At 75.6% G+C, this 19,624-nt stretch carries 16 protein-coding genes; 10 read left to right on the top strand and 6 right to left on the bottom strand.

The features are described from left to right. The first annotated feature begins 107 nt into the window (after positions 1–107). From H1D33_RS07835 to H1D33_RS07815, 5 genes are all read left to right on the top strand, one after another. Positions 108–965, top strand: a complete 858-nt coding sequence (locus H1D33_RS07835) for an AfsR/SARP family transcriptional regulator (protein WP_181568706.1) — start codon at positions 108–110, stop codon at positions 963–965. A gap of 97 nt (positions 966–1,062) precedes the next feature. After that, on the top strand, positions 1,063–1,410 hold the full coding sequence (locus H1D33_RS07830; RefSeq protein ID WP_181568707.1) for a TcmI family type II polyketide cyclase: 348 nt from the start codon (positions 1,063–1,065) through the stop codon (positions 1,408–1,410). Between the two features lie 217 nt (positions 1,411–1,627). Then, positions 1,628–2,764 carry a helix-hairpin-helix domain-containing protein gene (locus H1D33_RS30275; protein WP_181568708.1) on the top strand — a complete coding sequence of 379 codons (1,137 nt, stop codon included), beginning with the start codon at positions 1,628–1,630 and terminating at the stop codon, positions 2,762–2,764. Positions 2,765–2,973: 209 nt separating this feature from the next. Continuing rightward, entirely contained in the window at positions 2,974–4,176 is a 1,203-nt protein-coding gene (locus tag H1D33_RS07820) for a low temperature requirement protein A (RefSeq protein WP_181568709.1), read from the top strand. A 114-nt stretch (positions 4,177–4,290) separates the two neighbouring features. Further along, complete coding sequence (locus H1D33_RS07815) at positions 4,291–4,497, top strand: hypothetical protein (protein ID WP_181568710.1); 207 nt, start codon at positions 4,291–4,293, stop codon at positions 4,495–4,497. A 190-nt stretch (positions 4,498–4,687) separates the two neighbouring features. On the opposite strand, the gene H1D33_RS07810 is transcribed toward H1D33_RS07815, so the two are convergent. From H1D33_RS07810 to H1D33_RS07800, 3 genes are all read right to left on the bottom strand, one after another. After that, positions 4,688–6,784: an APC family permease gene (locus H1D33_RS07810; protein WP_181568711.1), complete on the bottom strand. Its 2,097-nt coding sequence runs from the start codon at positions 6,782–6,784 to the stop codon at positions 4,688–4,690. A gap of 123 nt (positions 6,785–6,907) precedes the next feature. Continuing rightward, positions 6,908–7,678 (bottom strand): DUF5995 family protein, encoded by a 771-nt coding sequence (locus tag H1D33_RS07805; protein ID WP_181568712.1) that lies wholly within the window; start codon positions 7,676–7,678, stop codon positions 6,908–6,910. A gap of 112 nt (positions 7,679–7,790) precedes the next feature. Further along, positions 7,791–10,730 (bottom strand): helix-turn-helix transcriptional regulator, encoded by a 2,940-nt coding sequence (locus H1D33_RS07800; RefSeq protein ID WP_181568713.1) that lies wholly within the window; start codon positions 10,728–10,730, stop codon positions 7,791–7,793. Positions 10,731–10,919: 189 nt separating this feature from the next. On the opposite strand from H1D33_RS07800, the gene H1D33_RS07795 reads away from it, so the two are divergent. After that, entirely contained in the window at positions 10,920–13,400 is a 2,481-nt protein-coding gene (locus H1D33_RS07795; RefSeq protein ID WP_307755371.1) for an AAA family ATPase, read from the top strand. A 565-nt stretch (positions 13,401–13,965) separates the two neighbouring features. On the opposite strand, the gene paaI is transcribed toward H1D33_RS07795, so the two are convergent. From paaI to H1D33_RS07780, 3 genes are all read right to left on the bottom strand, one after another. Continuing rightward, the gene (gene paaI / locus H1D33_RS07790) at positions 13,966–14,382 is read right to left on the bottom strand and encodes a hydroxyphenylacetyl-CoA thioesterase PaaI (protein ID WP_181568714.1); all 417 of its coding nucleotides are present in this window, start codon (positions 14,380–14,382) and stop codon (positions 13,966–13,968) included. 1 nt (position 14,383) lies between these two features. Beyond that, positions 14,384–15,691: a phenylacetate--CoA ligase PaaK gene (gene paaK, locus H1D33_RS07785; protein WP_181568715.1), complete on the bottom strand. Its 1,308-nt coding sequence runs from the start codon at positions 15,689–15,691 to the stop codon at positions 14,384–14,386. A 113-nt stretch (positions 15,692–15,804) separates the two neighbouring features. After that, a complete protein-coding gene (locus H1D33_RS07780) occupies positions 15,805–16,254 on the bottom strand; it encodes a MarR family winged helix-turn-helix transcriptional regulator (RefSeq protein WP_181568716.1) in 450 nt (149 codons plus the stop codon). Positions 16,255–16,390: 136 nt separating this feature from the next. Between H1D33_RS07780 and H1D33_RS07775 the strand changes: the two genes are divergently transcribed. The 4 genes from H1D33_RS07775 to H1D33_RS07760 all read left to right on the top strand — a co-directional run bounded on the left by H1D33_RS07775 (position 16,391) and on the right by H1D33_RS07760 (position 19,615). After that, complete coding sequence (locus H1D33_RS07775) at positions 16,391–17,617, top strand: MFS transporter (RefSeq protein WP_307755370.1); 1,227 nt, start codon at positions 16,391–16,393, stop codon at positions 17,615–17,617. Positions 17,618–17,985: 368 nt separating this feature from the next. Beyond that, the gene (locus H1D33_RS07770; RefSeq protein ID WP_414685491.1) at positions 17,986–18,489 is read left to right on the top strand and encodes a FluC/FEX family fluoride channel; all 504 of its coding nucleotides are present in this window, start codon (positions 17,986–17,988) and stop codon (positions 18,487–18,489) included. After that, the gene (locus tag H1D33_RS07765) at positions 18,486–18,848 is read left to right on the top strand and encodes a fluoride efflux transporter FluC (protein WP_181572837.1); all 363 of its coding nucleotides are present in this window, start codon (positions 18,486–18,488) and stop codon (positions 18,846–18,848) included. Before H1D33_RS07770 ends, H1D33_RS07765 begins: the two co-directional genes overlap by 4 nt. 62 nt (positions 18,849–18,910) lie before the next feature. Further along, entirely contained in the window at positions 18,911–19,615 is a 705-nt protein-coding gene (locus tag H1D33_RS07760; protein ID WP_181568717.1) for an MBL fold metallo-hydrolase, read from the top strand. Positions 19,616–19,624 lie beyond the last annotated feature (9 nt).

Raw genomic sequence — 19,624 nt, 5'->3', positions numbered from 1 at the left:
ACCTCCGGCGAGGAGTCGCGGAGGCGTTCCGACACCGAGGTCGCGGGCGAGCCGATCCGGGCAGACAGGACAGTCGGGACCCCGTGCCCGACGGTGGGGGGTGCGCCGTGTCCGGTGGATCGACGATGCCGACGGCAGGAGACCACACCCCCCGGGTGGCGCTGCACCTGCTCGGCGGCTTCCAACTGCTGCACGACGGCGTCCCGGTGGTGGTGCCCCGCGGCCTGCAACGCGTCATCGCGCTCATCGGGCTGCGCCCGGGCGCCACCCGCAGTCACCTCGCCGGGCTGCTCTGGCCCGAGAACCCCGAGGAACGGGCGCTCTCCTCACTGCGCACCGCGCTGTGGCGGCTGCGCCAGGACCCGTGCTGCCCGCTGCGCACCGACGGCGACACCGTCCGCCTCGACCCCACCGTCCACCTCGACACCGACGAACTGGTCGAGGCCGCCGCCCGGGTCCGCGACGGCGTCATCCCCCGCGGCGTCACCGGCGCCGGCCGGCACGACCTGCTCCCCGGCTGGTACGACGACTGGGTGCTGCTGGAACGGGAACGGCTGCGCCAGCTCCGCCTGCACATGTTGGAGGAACTGGCCGGCAACCACCTCGTCGCCGGCCGCCACGGCGAGGCGTTGGAGGCGGCGCTGGAGGCGATGGCCGCCGAACCGCTGCGCGAGACCCCGCACCGGCTGGTCGTCCGCATCCACCTGGCCGAGGGCAACGCGTTCGAGGCGGTGCACTCCTTCTACGTCTACCGGGACATGCTCCTGCGCGAACTCCGCCTGGAACCGTCCCCGGCCATGACCGCGCTGCTCGACGACACCCTCGCCCCGATCCGCCGGGCCAGCCGCGCGGAACCGCCGCCGCGCCGCCCCGCCCGGACCCCCGCCGCCGCGCCGCGCGGCCCCGCGCCGCACCCGCGCGGCGCGACCTCACCACCGCCATCAATGCCCAGGGGTACGCCGTGACGGCGAGGTGACACCCGCACCGACACCGTGGACGTACGACGACCGCCGCCGGCCGGCCGGGTTCGGCGCGGCGGCGGCGCGGCGAGAGGGGTCTGCGATGAGTCGACTGTTGGTGGTCAGCCGGATCGTGCCCGGATCGCAGGGCCGGGTGGCGCAGATCTTCGCCGAGTCCGACGCGACCGACCTGCCCCGGCTCACCGGCGTCCGGCACCGGTCGCTGTACTACCTGCACGACCTGTGCGTCCATCTGATGGAGACCGTCGACGTCGCCCCCGACCTGGCCGCCGAGCTGCGCGACAACCCGCTCTACGAACGCGTCAACGAGCGGCTGTCCGCGCACACCTCGCCGTACCTGCCGACCTGGCACTCCCCCCGCGACGCCGTGGCCGGCTGCTTCTACAGCTGGAACTCCGCCGACACCACCGCGCCCGACCGGATCCACTGACCGGCACGGGCCACCGACGGGGCACCCCGGGACCGCGCACGGCACCAGGTCCCGGGGTGCCCTCCGCACCCACGGTCATCCCCCGGCCACCGCCCGGTGCGACCGGTCCCACCGCCGGACCCCGGCGCGGACCTGCCTGTCGCCCCGCGCGCACGTGTGCGAAGCTGCCCCGAGCTTTCTCGTGACAGTCGTGCACGTACATAGAAGGAGGTTGGCCATGCCGTCGAGCTTCGGGCAGTGGCTGCTCGTGATCCTGGCCCTGCTCATCGGAGTGGGCGTCGGCTGGGCGGTGTTCGGCCGCCGGTCCGGCGCCGACGCCTCGACGCCCACCGTGGAGGGTGCCGCCGCCCCGGCCACCGAGGTGACCGCCACCGTCGACGAACCGCGACCCGCCGCGGTGGTCGACGAGACGCCGGCGGCCGCCGCCGTGACCGACCATCCGGGTCCGGTCGAGGAGGACAGCACCTCGCGCCTCGACGCCGACACCATCGACCGCGAGCCGGTCGTCGTCACCGCCGAACCCGAGCACACCACCACGCCGGCCGACTCGAAGCCGATCACCGGCGCGGAGCCGGCCACCGCCCCGGAGCCGATCGCCGCGGAGCCGATCCCGGCCTCGGAGCCGGCCACCACCTCGGAGCCGGCCACCGCGCCGGAGCCGATCGCCGCCTCGGATCCGGTCGCCGCGGGTGCGGCGCAGACGGACGCCGCGGCCGAGCCCGAGCGGGTCGCGACCGTGGCGTCGCCGGCCGGTAGCTCCGTGGAGCCGGTCGACGCCACCGCGCCGTCCGCCGGCCCGGCGGAGCCGGTGACCGTCGCCGCCTCGGATCCGGCGGAGCCGGCCGATGCCGTGGAGCCGGTCCGGACCGGTGTCGCCCCGGAGCCCGCCGTCGGCGGTCTCGCCGAGCCGGAGCCCGCCACGGCGGCGACCGGGACGGAGCCCGTACCCGCCACGACCGCCGCCGTCGACGCGACGCCGTCGGTGGACGCGGAACCGGCTGTCGACGCGACGCCGGCGCCGGTCGGCGTGGTGGCGGAGCCGGCCACCACGACCGACACCGAGCCGGCGGTCACGCCGGTCGTCCCGGCGCCCCGGGCCTCGGCGGAGAACGACGCGCCGGACGACTTCCGGCGCATCCAGGGCATCGGGCCGAAGCTGGCCGCCGCGCTGCAGGAGGCCGGCATCCGCACCTACCGCCAGCTCGCCGACCTGGACGAGGCCGCGCTGCGGGAGACCGTGAAGGCCGCCGGCCTGCGCGCCGCGCCGGGCCTGGCCACCTGGCCGCAGCAGGCCAAGGTGCTGGCCGGTGCGCGCGCCGACGCCGAGCGGGTGCTCCCGGCCGGCGCCGAGTAGCCCGTACCGGAATCTCGGGCCGGTGGCGACGACGGTTGCCACCGGCCCGCGGCGTCTCACCGCCACCTCACCCGGCCGGGGCCCCCGGACCCGCGGGTCCGGCACGGTCGGAATGCCGGGAAAGCCGACGGGCGCGCACGGGCGTCGCTACCGTCGGTGAAGGGGCGGGACCGCCCCGCCGCGCGATCCGCCACCGCAGGGAGCAGCTCGTGCCCACCGCGACACCGGAGCCCGCCGGCCCGCGGCCACCGGTCCGCGATCCCGAGGCGCCGCGCCGGGTGACGCTGCTGGAGCTGTTCTTCGACCTGGTCTACGTGGTGGCGCTGGCCCTGACCTCGCGCTACCTGGTCGGCGAGGTCCGCTGGGAGCGCGCCGCCGAGTCGCTGATCATCCTGATGGCCATCTGGTGGACGTGGGCGATCACCACCCTGGTCACCGACCTCTACGATCCGCAGCGCCCCGAGATCAAACTGCTGGTGGTGACGGTGATGTTCGGCGCGCTGCTGATGACCACCGCCATCCCGGAGGCGTTCGGCGCGCGCGGGCTGGTGTTCGCCGGCACGTACGTGGCGATCCATCTCGGACGCGGGCTGTTCCTGATGCCGGCGGTCCGGCGCCATCCGCAGACCCGCCGCCGGGCCATCCGGATCTTCGTCTGGTTCGCGGTGTCGGCGGTGCCCTGGCTGGTCGGCGCGGTCGCCGCGCACGGCGCCGCCCGCCTGTGGTTCTGGGCCGGCGCGCTGGCCATCGACTATCTGGGGTTCCGGCTCGCGTACCCGGTGCCCGGCCTGGGCTCGGTGCCGGACGCGCAGCGCAAGGTGACCGCCGAGCACCTATCCGAGCGCTACCAGCAGTTCTTCATCATCGCGCTGGGCGACGCCGTGCTGGTCTCCGGCACCGTGTTCAGCCTGCACCACTCCGAGGTGGAGAACATCGCGGCGTTCACCACCGCGTTCGGCACCACGCTGCTGCTCTGGCGCATCTACGTGCACAAGTCCGGTGAGCTGCTGCCGGACGCCATCGCGCGGTCGACACAGCCGAGCAAGTTCCTGAACACCGCGCCGTACACCCACCTGCTGATGGTGGCCGGGGTGGTCACCACCGCCGCCGGCTTCGACCTGGTGCTGCTGGAGCCGACCGGACACACCCCACCGGCCTGGCTGGCGGTCATCCTCGGCGGTCCCGCGCTGTTCCTGGCCGGTCGGGCCGCCTTCGAGTACGAGGTGTTCAGCCGGGTGTCGCTGTCGCGCCCCGGTGGCGTGCTGGCGCTGCTCAGCATCGCACCGGCACTGCTGTTCCTCGCCCCGGTGTACGCCTCCCTCGGCGCCATGCTGGTGCTGGCCGGCGTGGCCGGCGCCGACCACCGGCGCAGCCGGGGCCGCCCGCCCGAGGAACCGGCTCCCCCGCACTGAGCGGCCGGTAATCGGAATCGGCCGCGCCCGTTCCGGCGCGCCGTTTGGCGGATCACCCGCGCGGGGTACATGCCCTCCACCTCGAACTCACCACAACCCCAGTGGAGGCAACTGATGCGCGGCACCTCGATACTCGGCGTCCTGGTCGTCATCTGGCTCATCATCGGCGCCATCGCGGCCGGCCAGCGCGGCTACTACAGCAACGACGACACGAACTGCGCGGAGGCGGGCACGATCCTGGTCACCATCGTGGCCGGCCCGTTGAACTACATCGGCGCCAACCCGAAGGTCGACTGCAAGCTGCCGCAGCCGTCCAAGTAGGCCCTGCCCGCGTACCCCTCGCACGTCCCCGGCCCGCGCCCGCCCGGCGAGCGCGGGCCGTTCCGTGCCCGCCGGCTGCTCCATCACTCCTCCTAGGCCATCCTAGGAGGCTGGGTTATCGGCTGGACGGCGCGTTAAACGGGGCCCCTTCCTCTACCGAATGCGTTAACAAGGGGCCCCTCCTTACACCTCAGCCACCGACGTGGATGCCCGGCCGCCGGGTGGGGTCGGGCTCCGACTTGCGGATGATCTCGCGGACCACCGGCGGGGTGTCGCCGCGCCCCAGGATCAGGTAGCGCAGCAGGTGAGCGATCGGATTGCCCTCCGACCACTCGAAGTGGCAGTGCGGCCGAACCCCGGTCGCGTCCCGCAACGCGAGCAGGATCGCGGCGATCGCGTTCGGCGCGGCCGGGCTGCGCGCCCGCAGGATCCGGTAGTCGCCCACCTCCACCCCGTGCACCCGCAACACGTCGCTGAACTGCGACGGGTCACTGATGTCGATCTCCAGGAAGATCACGTCGGCGGCGCCGGGCACCGGGTTCATCGACCGCTGGGCCCGCTCCTTGACCTTGTACTCCTTCACCGAGCCGCTCTGCCGCTTGTTGGCGATCAGGTGCAGCCGCCCGTCCCGGGCCACCGACTCGTCGACGAACCGGCGGGCCGGCCCGTCGAACTCGATCCGCTCGGCGCGCAGCTCGGTGGTCCGGGTGACCCGGGAGATCAGCGAGACCGCGACGATCCCGGCGATGAAGAACCCGGAGATGGTGATGCCGTCCGGCTTCTCCACCACGTTCTCCGCCAGCGCGTACAGCAGCACGGCGGTGAGCACCGCGAACCCGGCGGCGGCCGCGCGGTGGCGGGCGCGCAGCGCCGAGATGGTCACCGCGATCGCGCCGGAGACCATCATCGCCAGGATCCCGGTGGCGTACGCGCCGGCCTGGGCGTTGACGTCGGCGCGGAACGCGACCGTGATGGCGATGCTGATCGCCGTGTAGACCAGCACCACCGGCCGCACCGCCCGGCCCCACTCCGGCGCCATCCCGTACGACGGCAGGTAACGCGGCACGATGTTGATCAACCCGGCCATCGCGGAGGCGCCGGCGAACCAGAGGATGAGCACGCTGCTGATGTCGTACACGGTGCCGAAGGCCTCGCCGAGGCGTTCGTGCGCGAGGTACGCCAGCGCCCGGCCGTTGGCCGCCCCGCCGGGCGCGAACGCGGCGGGCGGGATCAGCACGGTGGTCACGAACGTGGTGGCGACCAGGTAGACCGACATGATCAGGGCGGCGGTGGTGAGCAGCCGCCGGGTGCTGCGGATCCGGGCGGCCAACCGCTGCTCCCGGTCCACGCCGTCGCCGCGGACCAGCGGCATCATGCTCACCCCGGTCTCGAAGCCGGACAGCCCCAGCACCAGCAGCGGGAAGGCGAGCACGCTGGTGGCCAGCACGTCGCCGGCGCCGCCGACCCGGGTGAGCCGGTCGGTCCAGTCGCCGAGCACGCCCGGGTCGGCGACGACGTCGGTCAGGCCGGCGACCACCACCACCGCGTTCAACGCCAGGAAGACCGCCACCAGCGGGATGGCGACCTGCACGGCCTCGCTGAAGCCGAGCAGGAACACGCCGCCGAGCACCAGCAGCAGCACCACGGTGACCGCCACCGCCGCGGTGGCGTCGTGCGGGAACGACGGGGGCAGGATCGGGTTCTCTAACAGGTGCACGCTGGCGTCGGCGGCGGAGAGCGTGATCGTGATGATCCACGAGGTGGCCACGAAGCCGAGCAGCACCAGCACGAACACCTTGCCCCGCCAGAACGGCAGCAGCCGTTCCAGCATCGCCACCGAGCCCTGCCCGTGCGGGCTCTCCCGGGCCACCCGCCGGTACATCGGCAGCATCCCGAGCAGGGTCAGCGCCACGATGAGCAGGGTGGCCAGCGGGCTGAGCGCGCCGGCCGCGACCGCGGCGATGCCCGGCAGGTAGGACAGCGTGGAGAAGTAGTCGACCCCAGTCAGGCACATCACCTGCCACCACGGGTGGGCCCGGGTCTGGTGCTCCCGGACCTCCGGGCCGACCGGCTCGACCCGGTGCTGGAACAGCCAGCGGTGCAGCCGGTCGGCGGGCGCGGGCGGGCGGGCCGGCGTCTCCACCCGCTCCGGCAGCGCGCCCGGGGCGCGCCCGGCCCGGTCGCCGGGCTCGGCGTGGCGACCGGCCCGGGCCGCGGCGGCGGCGTGCGCCTCGCGGCGCCGGTCCCGCGTACGCCGGGGCTGCTCCCCGTCCCGTGCCTGCGCCATGCCCCGACGGTAGGCGGTACCCGGGGCGTGACCCGGCGGAATGCCGATCGAACCAGCGACGCGGGGGACGGCGTCCCCGTGTCCCGCGCCCGGACGGCGGGACACGGGGACCCCCCGTCCCGGCTACTGCAGGAACGCCCCCAGGGGCGACAGCAGCAGCCGGCCGAGCAGCGCGGCGTTGTCGTCCAGCCGCGTCCGCTCACACTCGCGGGCGTGCGGGTCGTGGCGGCAGCGCCAGATCTTCTGCGCGTTGCGCCAGGCCACGTTGCGGGTGTATTCCACCAGCTCGCCCTGGTACCAGTCGTCGATGTCGCCGTTGACCATGTCGATCATGAGTTGCCAGTGGTCCAGGTAGCCGCGGCGCAGCTCCGGGATCCGCTCCGCGAAGATCTTGTTGATCTCCAGGTAGTCGCGGTGCTGGTCGCTGCCGTCGACCGGCTCGGACTCCAGGCTCTCCAGCGTGGTCACCAGCGCGAACGGCAGGTCGTAGTTGATGTGCGCGTTGACCCCGGCGGCGGCCGACGGCAGCGGCCGGGCGTCCGGGCCGCGCATCCGCTTGAACAGGCACGACCAGGCGCGCGGCGTGCTCGGGCTGGAGTCGGTCCAGTATCGCAGCGCCTCGAAGTAGCGGGCGGCGAAGTCCACGTCGAGCCGGGCCAGGAACGCCGGGTCGACGAACCGGTCCTCGTAGAGCCCGTCGAGCACGGTGCTGGTGATGACCAGGTAGAGCTTGTTGAAGTCGGCCAGCGGGCAGCTCGCCTCCAGCGGCGGGAGCCGCACCAGCAGGTCCTGCAGCTTCGTGAGATGGTCGACGACCGCCGGCACGTCGGCCGGGTGGTCGGCGAGCAACCCGACGATGTCCTGGTGCACGGGACCCCAGACCGGTTCGGTCATCTCTCCTCCACGATGGTCGGCGTCCCCCACGACGCCACCCGATTCCGCGGCACAGCCTGCCAGCCGCCGTGGGCGCGTCGGATCAGTAGAACGACGTATTACCGACGTACGTCTATTCCGGGCGGTTGCGCAGGAAGATCGCGCTGGCCTGCACCCGCGTGCGGACCTGGAGCTTGTCGAAGATGTGCGACACGTGCACGCCGATGGTCCGCTCGCTGATGAACAGCCGCTGGCCGATCTCCCTGTTCGTCAGCCCCTCGGCGACCGCGGCGAGCACCTCGCGCTCCCGGGCGGTCAGCACCGCCAGCTCGTCCACCGCCGGCGCCGCGGTCGCCGCCGCCCGCGGCCGGGGCACCGGCGCCGCCGACGGCGGGTCGTCCAGGGTGACCCGGGCCCGACCCGCGAGGGTGCGGATCTCCGCGCTGAGCGGCACCGCGCCGAGCGACTGCGCCATCGCGTGGGCCTGGCGCAGCAGCTTGCCGGCGGTCGCCACCCGACTGCGCCGGGCCAGCAGCGCCTCGGCCTGCCGCAACCGGGAGTACGCCGCCGGGTAGGGATGGTTGCGCCGGTCCCACTCGGTGGCCGAGCGCCCCCACAGCTCGGGGTCGCCCCGGCCGTCGTCGAGCCGGCTCAGCTCGGCGTCGCAGAGCGCCAGGAAACCGTCGGCCACGTAGCGCACCGGGGCGCCGGCCTGCCCGCTCTTGCGGGTCACCCGGTCGACCGCCTCCCGCAGCCGGCGTACCGCCGTCGGGTCCACCTCGACCGTGCGGCTGGCCGCCGCCTCGGCCTCGGCCCGCAGCCCGTGCCAGGCCAGCGTGGCCAGCACGATCACGTCGTCGGAGCGGCTCTCGGTCAGGCCCCGCTGCACGGCCTGCCGGGCCAGGTCGTGCCGGCCCTGCCACATGAACAGCCCGGCGCGCAGGATGAGCATCGGCAGTACGTGCCGGGCGCCGCCGCCGGCCAGCACCGTGGCGACCGCCTCCAGGTCCCGGTCGGAGGCCTCCACGTCGCCGTACCCGACGGAGAGCCGGCACCGGGCCAGCAGCAGCTCGACCGCGTCCGCGCCGGACGGCCGGTGCCGCAGCGCGGCGGCGACGACCTTCTCCGCCTCGGCCCACTGCCCCACCCGGAACAGCCCGTTCGTGGCGACCGCCAGCAGCCGGGTCTCCCAGGTGCGGCCGAGGCCCAGCTCGGCGACGCGCTCCGCGCCGCGACGGGCCACCACCACCCCCTCCTCGAGGATGTTCAGCGGCCCGGTGAGCAGCTCGGCGAGGTGCAGGTAGGCGCAGGCCACGTCCTCCGGCCGGCCGGAGCGCTCGGCGGTCCCCAGCGCCCGGCGCATCACCGCCAGCCCGGCCGTCGGGTCCTCCAGGAACGCCTCGCTGAAGCCCAGCGCGGCGCTGGCCAGCACCACCTCCGAGGTGGAGCCGGGCACCCCGGCGGCCAGGTCCAGGGCCTCCCGGGCCTGCTCGCCGGCCTCGGCGTAGCGGCCCAGGTGCAGCAGCAGCTCGGCCAGCCGGGCGGCGGCGGTGCACCGCTCGTGCGGCGTGCAGTCGGTCGAGGCGAGCACCCGCCGGTACTCCTCCTCGGCCGGCGCGGAACGGCCCGCGGCGGCCAGGTAGCGGGCGCGCCGGATGTGCAACGCGCAGGCCGGCGGGCCGGCCGGGTCGGCGGCCAGCTCCTCCAGCAGGGTCAGCGCGCGGGCGTGCTCTCCACTGTGGTGCGCGGCCTCGGCGGCGTTGCTGAGCAGCTCGGCGCGGTCCACCTCGATCGGCTCGGGCCGGCGGCCGTCCGGCGGCACCACGGTCGGGGTGGCCGCCAGGGTCAGCGCGGCGGACCAGTGGCGGTGCGCCTCGGCGTACCCGTGCAGCCGTTCCGCCTCGCGGGCGGCGGCCATCGTCGCGGGCAGCGCGCGGGCCGGCTCGCCGGCCTGCCGCCAGTGATGGGCCAGCCGGGCCTGGTGCAGCTCGGCCGGGACGGCGGTGAGCGCCTCGGCGTAGCGGCGGTGCAGCGCGGCCCGCTCGGCGGGCAGCAGCTCGTGGGCCAGGATCTCGGCGACCAACCGGTGCCGCAGCCGGTAGCCGTCGTCGGCGCCGACCAGCAGCCGGTGCGCCACCGCCTCGCGCACCGCCTCCAGCAGCTCGTCCTCCGGCAGCCGCACCACCTGGGCCAGCAGCCAGTGCTCGACCGGCTCGACGCCGGCGGCGACCGCCTGCACCACGGCATGCGCGGGCTGGGGCAGGGCGTCGACCCGGTCCAGGAAGACCTCGCGCAGCGTGTCGGAGAGGCCGTCGCGGCCGTCGCGCCGGTCGCGAGCCAACTCCTCCACCACGAACGGGTTGCCGCCGCTGCGCTGCCACATCTGCTCGGCGGCCTCCGGCGGCAGCGGCGCGCCGACGATCGCGGCGGCCAGCTCGTCGGTGCCGGCCCGGTCCAGCGGGAGCAGGTCGACCACCCGCACCGACCGCAGCCGGCGCAGCTCGGTGAGCACCCGGCGCAGCGGGTGCGCGCCGCGCAGCGACTCGGCCCGGATCGCGGCGAGCACGGAGAGCTGCAGGTCGCCGAGGCCGGCGAGCAGATAGAGCAGGAGCTGGCGGGTGCTCCGGTCGACCCACTGCAGGTCGTCGAGGACAAGCACCAGCGGTCGGCCGCCGGCGACCAGGTGCAGCCCCTGGGCGACCCGCTCCAGCAGCGCGCCGGCGCCGTCCGGGCCGGGGGTCTCCTCGTCGAAGACGTTCAGCAGGCCGCGGACCGCGGAGGTGGTGCGCGCCCCGGACTGGTCGGCGTCGAGCCGGCGCAGCGCCTGGCGCACCGGGTGCAGCGGCGAGGCGTCACCGATGTCGAGGCAGGCGCCGGTGAGGACCAGGGCGCCGGCCTGCCGCAGCCGCTCACCCGTCTCGCCGAGCAGCCGGGTCTTGCCCACCCCGCTCTCGCCGGTGAGGAACACCGCCGCAGTCTGCCCGGGGGCGACGTCGTCGAGCAGCGCCGACCGCAGCGTCGCCAGGGTCCCCGTGCGGCCGACGAGCGGTGGGGTGTCCGGGTCGCTGGCCATGGCACGCAGCCTAGTCACAGGTCCCCGCACCGTTCTACGGCCTCACGGCCCCACTCGTACTCCTCGCGTCGACAAACCGACTAACGGTTGCGCGTGCCCGACATACGTCGTCCTACCGATCCCCCGAGGACCCGGTGGTGAAAGTGTCCGGAGGTCGTCGGGCACCGGACCAGGGAAAGGGTGGGTGCGATGGTGATCACCACGCCCGTGGGGAGTCGGGAAGACGTCCGCGCGCCCCGCTGGCCGCTGCCGGAGGAACGCCGGACCGTCACCGTGCTCTTCGTCGACATCGTCGGCTCGACCGCCCTGGTGGAACGGCTCGACCCGGAGGACGTGCGGACCCTGCAACGGGTCTACTTCGGCACCGTCTCCGGCGTGCTGCGCCGCTGGCGGGGCGTGGTGGAGAAGTACGTCGGCGACGCCGTGATGGCGCTGTTCGGCGCGCCCGACTGCGACGGCTTCGACGCGTACCGGGCGGTGCGGGCCGGGCTGGAGATCCAGGCGGCGCTGGACCGGCGGTCCCCGGGCGACGCCCGGCTGCGGGTCCGGGTCGGGGTGGCGACCGGCGAGGTGCTGGTCGACCTGACCGGGGCCCGCGACGGCGGGCACGGCGCCGCCAGCGGCGCGGTGATCACCACCGCGGCGAGGCTGCAGGAGTACGCGCCACCCGGCGGGGTGGTGGTCTGCCCCACCACCCGGCGGGCGGTCACCGGGCTGGTGGAGGTCCGCCCCCTCGCCACCGTGACCCTGACCGGCAAGGCGTCCTCGCTGGACGTCTGGCGGGTCACCGGGGTGTCCCCGCACCGGCCGGCCCGGCACCGAGGCCCGCTGGTGGGCCGCCGGCGCGAACTGGCCGGCGCGGCCGACGCGGTGTCCCGGGCGCTGCGCGAGCGTCGTCCACGATGGATCTCGCTGACCGGGCCGCCCGGCAGCGGTCGCAGCCGGCTGCTGCACGAGCTGACCCGTGCCGTGGCGCGGGTGGACGGCACCACCGTGCGTTGGTGCGTGACGCACTGCCCACCGTACCCGGACGGGGACCTCGCGCCCCTGGCCGACCTGGTCCGCGCGCTGCTCACGCCGGACGTCGCCGGCGTCCGGCCGCGACCCGCGCGCGCCGTGTGGTCCGCGACCAGCCCCGCGCTGGCCGCGTTCCTCGCCGCGCCGCGCGACGCCGCGGCCGGCGCCCGGGCCGCGACCGCCTGCCGCGACCTCCTGCTCGACCGGGCCACCGGAAGCCCGGTGGTGGTGGCCGTGGACGACCTGGACCGCGCCGCGCCGGCGCTGCACCGCTTCCTGCGCCAGTTGCACGCCACCGCCGGCGACCGGGGGCTGGCGCTGGCGGTGGTCACCACGCACGGCGCCGGACGGGCCGACCCGTGGCCGGGGCCGGCCGGCCGGCGGCACCGGGTGTGGTTGCCGCCGCTGGGCGCCCGCGACACCGGCCGCCTGCTGCGCCACCTGCTCGACCGGGCCGACCGGCCGGCCGCCCTGGTCGCGCGCCTGCTACCCCTGGTCGGCGGCAACCCGGGCGTCGCCACCGCCTACGCCGCGGCCGACCCGGACGCCGAGCCGGCGGGGGTGCCCGCCGCGGTACGCCGCCTGGTGGACGCCCGGCTGGACACGCTGGACGGCACCCGCCGGGCGGTGCTGATGGCCGGCGCCGCGCTGGGCGGCCCGATCACCGCCGCCACCGTCGAGCGGATGCTCGGCTGGCCGGCGGGACAGGCCGGGCCGGCGCTGCACGCCCTGGCCGCGGCCGGGCTGCTGCGGCGTACCGGCACCGGCCGGGCGGACACGCCGGGCCCGACCGGGTCGGTCGTGCCGACCGCGATGGTCGTCCCAGCCGGCGCGGCCGTCACCGCGGGCACAGGCGTCCCGGCGGGTGCGGTCGTCCCGGCGGGTGCGGTCGCTCCGGCGGGTGCGGTCGCTCCGGCGGGTGCGGTCGCTCCGGCGGGTGCGGTCGATTCGCTTGGTGCGGTCGATTCGCTTGGTGCGGTCGGTTCAGTCGCCACGATCGGCTCGGACGGCGTGGTCGGTTCAGCCAGGTCGGGCGTAACGATGGGCGCTGCCGGTGCCGGCGGCTGGACGATCATCGAGCCGGTGGTGGCCCGGGTGGCCGCCCATCGGCTACCCCGCGCGGTGCGGGCGGACTTCGCCCGCCGGCTGGTCACCGGCGCGCCCGACGCGTCGACCGGTCCCGACCGGCCGGCACCGCGCGCCGCCGCCCGGCCCGCGCCCAACGCCGGACCGGGCGCGAACGGTCGCCCGAGGGCCGGAGTCCGGGCGGGCGCCAACGCCGGACCGGGCACCGGCGTCGGGCGGGTTGCCGCCGGCGGGCCGGGCACCGGCGTCGGGCGGGTTGCCGCCGGCGGGCCGGGCACCGGCGTCGGGCGGGTTGCCGCCGGCGGGCCGGGCACCGTGCCGGCCGGCGAGGCCGCACCCGGCACCGGCCTCGTGGGGGATGCCGGCGCCGCGACGGCCGCCCGGGTCACGCCGGGCGCCGGCACCGTGGGGGATGCCGGCGCCGCGACGGCCGCCCGGGTCACGCCGGGCGCCGGCACCGTGGGGATGCCAGCGCCGCAACGGCCGCCCGGGTCACGCCGGGCGCCGGCACCGTGGGGGGTGCCGGGGCCCGGCCGGGCGCCGGGGTCAAGGCGGTCGCCCGGGTGACCCGGGGCGCCGGCATCGAGGGGGATGCCGACGCCGTGCCGTCCGGCGCCGGCACGGTGGGGGGTGCCGGCGCCGGGCCGGGCGCGATCGCCGGTCGGCGGTCCGGCGAGGCCTCCGCCGCGCGCCACCCGGCCGCGGCGGAATCCGGGACCGGCGTCCCCGGGTGGGCCGCCGACGGGCGGGCCGGCTGCCCGCTCGGGGCGGGACGGCCGCGCCGGTCGGGTGGAGGGGCCCGACCGGCGCCCGTCCCGCCGTCCCGTCCGGCCGCGACGGTCGCGAGCCGGCCGGGGTACGCCGGCTCCGACGCGGGGCGGGCCGGTCCGCCGTCGCGTGCCGCCCCGGGCGGTACGCGAACGTCCGTTGCCGGACCGGACGCGGCGGGCGAGCCGGCGCACCCGTTCGAGCGGGCGGCGCGCCTGCCCGAGCCGGTGGGCCGGCGCGCCTCGACAGGTGTCGCACTGAGGCTGGCGGCCTGAGCCGCGGGGTCCGGGTCGGAGCGGGCACGGGGCCACTCCGACCCGGACGAGCCTGGTGTTAAGCGGGGCCCCCTGTTATGCGGAATGCGTTAAGAAGGGCCCCCGCCTTGCACGGTGCGGCTGCGCCCGCGGAACTCGGCCACCACCTCGTCGCCGCGCCGGACCGTCACGTCGTAGATGCCGCTGCGCCCCTGCCGCACCCGCTCGGTCGCGTACGCCTCCAGCACGTCGCCCGCGCGCACCGGGCGCAGGAAGCTGATCTCGCCACCGGCGGCCACGGTGGCCGGTCCGTGGCTGTTGCAGGCCAGCGCGAACGCGGTGTCGGCGAGCAGGAAGACGAAACCGCCGTGGCCGATCGCGTGCCCGTTGAGCATCGCCGGAGTGACCCGCATCCGGGCCACCGCCGCGCCGTCGCCGGCCGAGACCAGTTCGATGCCGAGCCCTTTCGAGGCCACGTCCGCGTCGAACATGGCGTGGGCCGCGGTACGACCCTCGTCCCCCGCCATCTCAGCGGTCCCGCCGCTGGTCGACGATGCGGCGCATCTTGCCCATCGAACGCTCCACCCCGTCCGGCTCGATCACCCGGACCGCCACCGAGACCCCGATGGTGTTCTTGACCTGCTCGACCAGGGCCGCCCCGGCCCGCTCGGCCTCGTCCACCGCGGCCCCGGCGCGCCGTTCCACGTGGACGGTCAGGGTGTCCAGCCGCCCCTGCCGGTCCAGCACGCACTGGAAGTGCGGCGACAGGGCGGGGGTACGCAGGATCAGCTCCTCGATCTGGGTCGGGAACACGTTCACCCCGCGCAGGATCATCATGTCGTCGGTGCGTCCGGTGATCTTCTCGATCCGCCGCATCGGGCGGGCGGTGCCGGGCAGCAGCCGGGTCAGGTCCCGGGTGCGGTAGCGGACCACCGGCATGGCCTCCTTGGTCAGCGAGGTCAGCACCAGCTCACCCCGCTCGCCGTCGGGCAGCACCGCGCCGGTGACCGGGTCGATGATCTCCGGGTAGAAGTGGTCCTCCCACAGGTGCAGGCCGTCCTTGGTCTCCACGCACTCGACGGCGACCCCGGGACCCATCACCTCGGAGAGTCCGTAGATGTCGAGCGCGTGCATGTCCAACCGCTGCTCCAACTCCCGGCGCATGTCCTCGGTCCACGGCTCGGCGCCGAAGACGCCGACGCGCAGCGAGGTGGCGCGCGGGTCGACGCCCTGGCGTTCCATCTCGTCCACGATGGCGAGCATGTAGCTGGGGGTGACCATGATGACCTCGGGTTCGAGGTCGCGGATCAGCATGACCTGGCGTTCGGTCATGCCGCCGGACACCGGGATCACCGTGCAGCCCAGTTCCTCGGCGCCGTAGTGCGCGCCCAGCCCGCCGGTGAACAGCCCGTAGCCGTACGCGACGTGCACCCGGTCGCCGCGCCGGCCACCGGCGGCCCGGATCGAGCGGGCCATGAGCTTCGCCCAGGTGTCCAGGTCGGCCCGGGTGTAGCCGACCACGGTGGGGCGTCCGGTGGTGCCGGAGGAGGCGTGCAGCCGGGCGACCTTCTCGCGGGGCACGGCGAACATGCCGAACGGGTAGTTCTCCCGCAGCTCGGCCTTGGCGGTGAACGGGAAGCGGGCCAGGTCGGCCAGGTCGCGTACGTCGTCGGGGTGCGCGCCGGCGTCGTCGAACGCGCGGCGGTAGTGCGGCACGTGGTCGTACGCGTGCCGCAGCGACCACCGCAGCCGGTCCAGTTGCCGTGCCCGCAGCTCGTCGACGCCGATCCGTTCGACGGGATCCAGCTCGTCCGGACGAGGGGTGCGGTCCTGCACAGTTGCCTCCTGCGCGACGGGCCCGACGCCGCCGCGCCGGGCGGGATGCCGATCACCGTACGCCCGTACGGCCGGTCCTGCCAGGTCAGCGACGTCGGCGGGCCCGGCGGTGGTCAGCGGGCGGCGGGCAGGCGGTGCAGCGCGCCGACCAGCGGGGCCAGCTCGGGGGTGCGCTCGGCCTCGGCCAGCGCGTCGGCGAGCACCCGGTCGTGGGTGGGCCGGGCGCGGGCCAGCAGTTCGGAACCGGCGGGGGTCAGCTCGGTGTAGATGCCCCGGCGGTCGTCGGCGCAGAGGATCCGGGTGAGCAGGCCGCGTTCCTCCAGCCGGGTCACCAGGCGGGTGGTGGCGCTGCCGGAGAGCGCGGCGGCGCGGGCCAACTGCCGCATCCGCATGTGCCAGCCGTCCTGCCGGGACAGCGCGTCGAGCACCGTGTACTCCACGACGGAGAGGTCGTGCTCGGCCTGCAGGGCGCGTTCCAGGGCGGTCTCGATCAGGCCGTGCAGCGCGGCGAGCGTGCGCCACCCCTGGGCGCGGATCTCGACCGCGTCGTCGCCGATGCCCATCGGCCCTCCTCGGGTGTGACGTGGACGTCGCCCCAGCCTAGCACGCTTGCGCCGATATAAAGCGCGTGCAACTATTTCGTTGCTAGCGCGGGTAGTTGCACGCGCACTCATTACTCCCACGCATGGAACGGATGTCATGTCCTCACGCACCTCCGCGCTCCCGGGCGGCCTGCTGGCACTGGCGATCGGGGCGTTCGGCATCGGCCTCACCGAGTTCGTGATCATGGGGCTGCTCCCCCAGGTCGCCGCCGACTTCGCGGTCAGCGAGTCGGTCGCCGGCTGGCTGATCTCCGGGTACGCGCTCAGCGTCGCCGTCGGCGGCGTGGCGCTCACCGCCGCGGTCACCCGGCTGCGCCGCAAGCCGGTGCTGCTCGCCCTGATGCTGCTCTTCATCGCCGGCAACCTGCTCTCCGCGCTGGCCGGCGACTACGCCACCATGCTCGCCGGCCGGATCGTCGCGGCGCTCTGCCACGGCGCGTTCTTCGGCATCGGCGCGGTGGTGGCCGCCGGACTCGTCGCGCCGGCCCGCCGGGCGGGCGCGATCGCGATGATGTTCGCCGGCCTGACCGTCGCGAACGTCCTCGGCGTCCCGTTCGGCACGTTCCTCGGCCAGCACCTCGGCTGGCGCTCCACGTTCTGGGCGATCACCGGCATCGGCGTGGTCGCGCTGGCCGGACTGGCGCTGCTGGTACCCGGCCGGGATCCGGCCACCGATGCCGGCGCCGGCGGTGGCCTGCGCCGCGAGCTGCGCGCTTTCACCCAGCCGCAGGTCTGGTTCTCGCTGGTGGTCACCGTGCTCGGCTTCGGCGGCATGTTCGGCGCGTTCACCTACATCGCGTACACGCTGACCGAGGTGAGCGGCTTCGCCACCACCACCGTCCCGTGGCTGCTGGTGCTCTTCGGCGTCGGACTGTTCGTCGGCAACCTGGCCGGCGGCCGGGCCGCCGACCGGTCGCTGCCGGTCACCCTGGTCACCGTGCTCGCGGTGCTCACCCTGGTGCTGGTCGGCTTCGCGCTGACCGCCGCCGACCCGGCGTCGACCGTGGTCGCGCTGGTCCTGATGGGCGCGTTCGGCTTCGCCACCGTGCCACCGCTGCAGATGCGGATCATGCGGTACGCCCACCAGGCGCCGACGCTCGCCTCCGGCGCCAACATCGCCGCGTTCAACCTCGGCAACGCGCTGGGCGCCTGGATCGGCGGCCTGACCATCGGCGCCGGCCTGGGCTTCACCGCCCCGATCTGGGCCGGTGCGGGCCTCACCCTGCTCGGCCTCGCGGTGCTCCTGATCGCCGAACGCGCCACCCACCGCACCCCGTCCACTCCGACCCCCACCCCACAAGCCCTGTCCCCCACCCCTTCCTGACCCACCCCACCCATCCCCCGCCCCCACCCCCACCCCCACCCCGCCCGCCCCACCCAGCCCCGCCCCCAGCCCAGCACCCGTCCCCGGCACCCGCACCCGCCCCCACCCCCGCCGATCTTGCAGTTTCGGCCCCGAGATGAGCCATTCGCGCCTTTTGCCAGGGCCAAAACTGCAAGATCGCGGGGCGAGGCGGGGCGAGCGGGCCGAGGCGAGCGGGGCGAGCGGGGCGGGGCGAGCGGGCAGGCGGGGTGGGCACGGGGCGACGGGCGGGCGGGAGGGCGGGGTTATGCTCGGGGCGAGCGGCGGTGGGGCCCGCCGTCCCGGCGCGACCGGGAGAACCGCGACATCGCCAACGGTCCCTGCCAGTGATGCCCGTCCTGGTGGGAGGCACCGTGACCGGACCGCCCGAGTCCCGCGTCGATCCCGACGTCGACCTCCGCGTACCCGCCGACCGGGCCGAGCTGGCCGCGCACCCGGCCGCGGTGCTGGGCGTGATCGCCGCCGGCGGCGCGCTCGGAGCGCTGGCCCGCGCCGGCGTGCAGGCCGCCCTGCCGCACCCGCCCACCGGGTTCCCGTGGGCCACGTTCGGCGTCAACGTCACCGGCTGCCTGCTGATCGGCGCGTTGATGGCGGTGCTCACCGCCCGCCCGGCCGGCCCGCTGGTCCGGCCGTTCCTGGGCGTCGGGGTGCTCGGCGGGTTCACCACGTTCTCCGCGTACGCGGTCGACGCGCAGCGTCTGGTGACGGCCGGCGCGCCCGGCACCGCGCTGGTCTACCTGGCGGCCACCGTGCTCGCCGCGCTGCTGGCGGTCGCCGCCGGGGACGCGGTGACCGGCCGGCTGCTCGCCGCCGGGCACGGGGTGGCCCGGTGACCGTCCTGCTGATCGTGCTCGGCGCGGCGCTCGGCGCCCCACTGCGTTACCTGACCGACCGGGCCGTGCAGGCCCGGCACGACTCGGTGTTCCCGTGGGGCACGCTGACCGTCAACGTGGCCGGCTCGCTGCTGCTCGGCGGGGTCCTCGCGGTGCCCGCCGACCCGGCGGTGACCGCGCTGGTCGGCACCGGTTTCTGCGGCGCGCTGACCACCTGGTCCACGCTCGGCTACGAGACGCTGCGGCTGGCCCGCACCGGAGCGCGCCGGCACGCCACCGCGAACGTGCTGCTCAGCGTGGTCGCGGGGCTCGGCGCGGCGTTCCTCGGGTACGCCGTGGTGTCCGCGTTCGCCGGTTGACGGGGCAGCCGGTGAGGGCGGGACGGCGGTAGCATCCGGCCGAACTGCGAGAGGATGCCGCCATGGAGCCACGCCACCTCGCCGACCGGGTCTGGCTGTTCCCGGGCGACCCCGACCCGGGCGCGATCCGGCCCACCGTGGCGGTGGTCGCCGACGATCGGGGCAGCGTGCTCGTCGACGCCGGGAACAGTCCGGCGCACGCCCGGGAGATCCGCGCCGGGCTCGCCGCCGCCCGGCTGCCGGAGCCGCGCTGGCTGGTCTACACCCACCACCACTGGGACCACGTCTGGGGCGCCTGCGCCTGGCCGGACGTGGAGATCGTCGGGCACGAGGCCGGCGTCGCCCCGCTGCGCGCCGAGGCAACCCGCCCGTGGAGCCACCGGCACCTGCGTGAAGCAGTGAGCGCCGAGCCCCGGCTCGGGCCCAGCTACCGGGCCCGGGCGCTCGCGGTGGACGACTGGGACGGCTTCGCGGTGCTGCCGCCGACCCGCACGTTCACCGACGAGCTGATGCTGCCCACCGGTGTCGTGCTGCGGTACGTCGGCGGCGGGCACGCGAGCGACTCGACGGTGGTGCTGGTGCCGGACTCGCGGGTGCTGCTGCTCGGCGACTGCTGGTATCCGCCCCCGCTGCACGAGCGCACCGCGACCGACGGGCCGGATCTGGGGCTGGCCCGCAGCCTGCTCTCCGAGCACGTCGAGTGGTACGTCTCGGCGCACGACGAGCCGCTGCGCCGGGACCAGGCCCGCGCCGCGCTCGGCGACTGAGCGCGGCGC

Source organism: Micromonospora ferruginea, assembly GCF_013694245.2.
In the GTDB taxonomy this organism is placed as follows: Bacteria; Actinomycetota; Actinomycetes; order Mycobacteriales; family Micromonosporaceae; genus Micromonospora; species Micromonospora robiginosa.
This window is presented reverse-complemented; position numbering and strand designations above follow the sequence as displayed.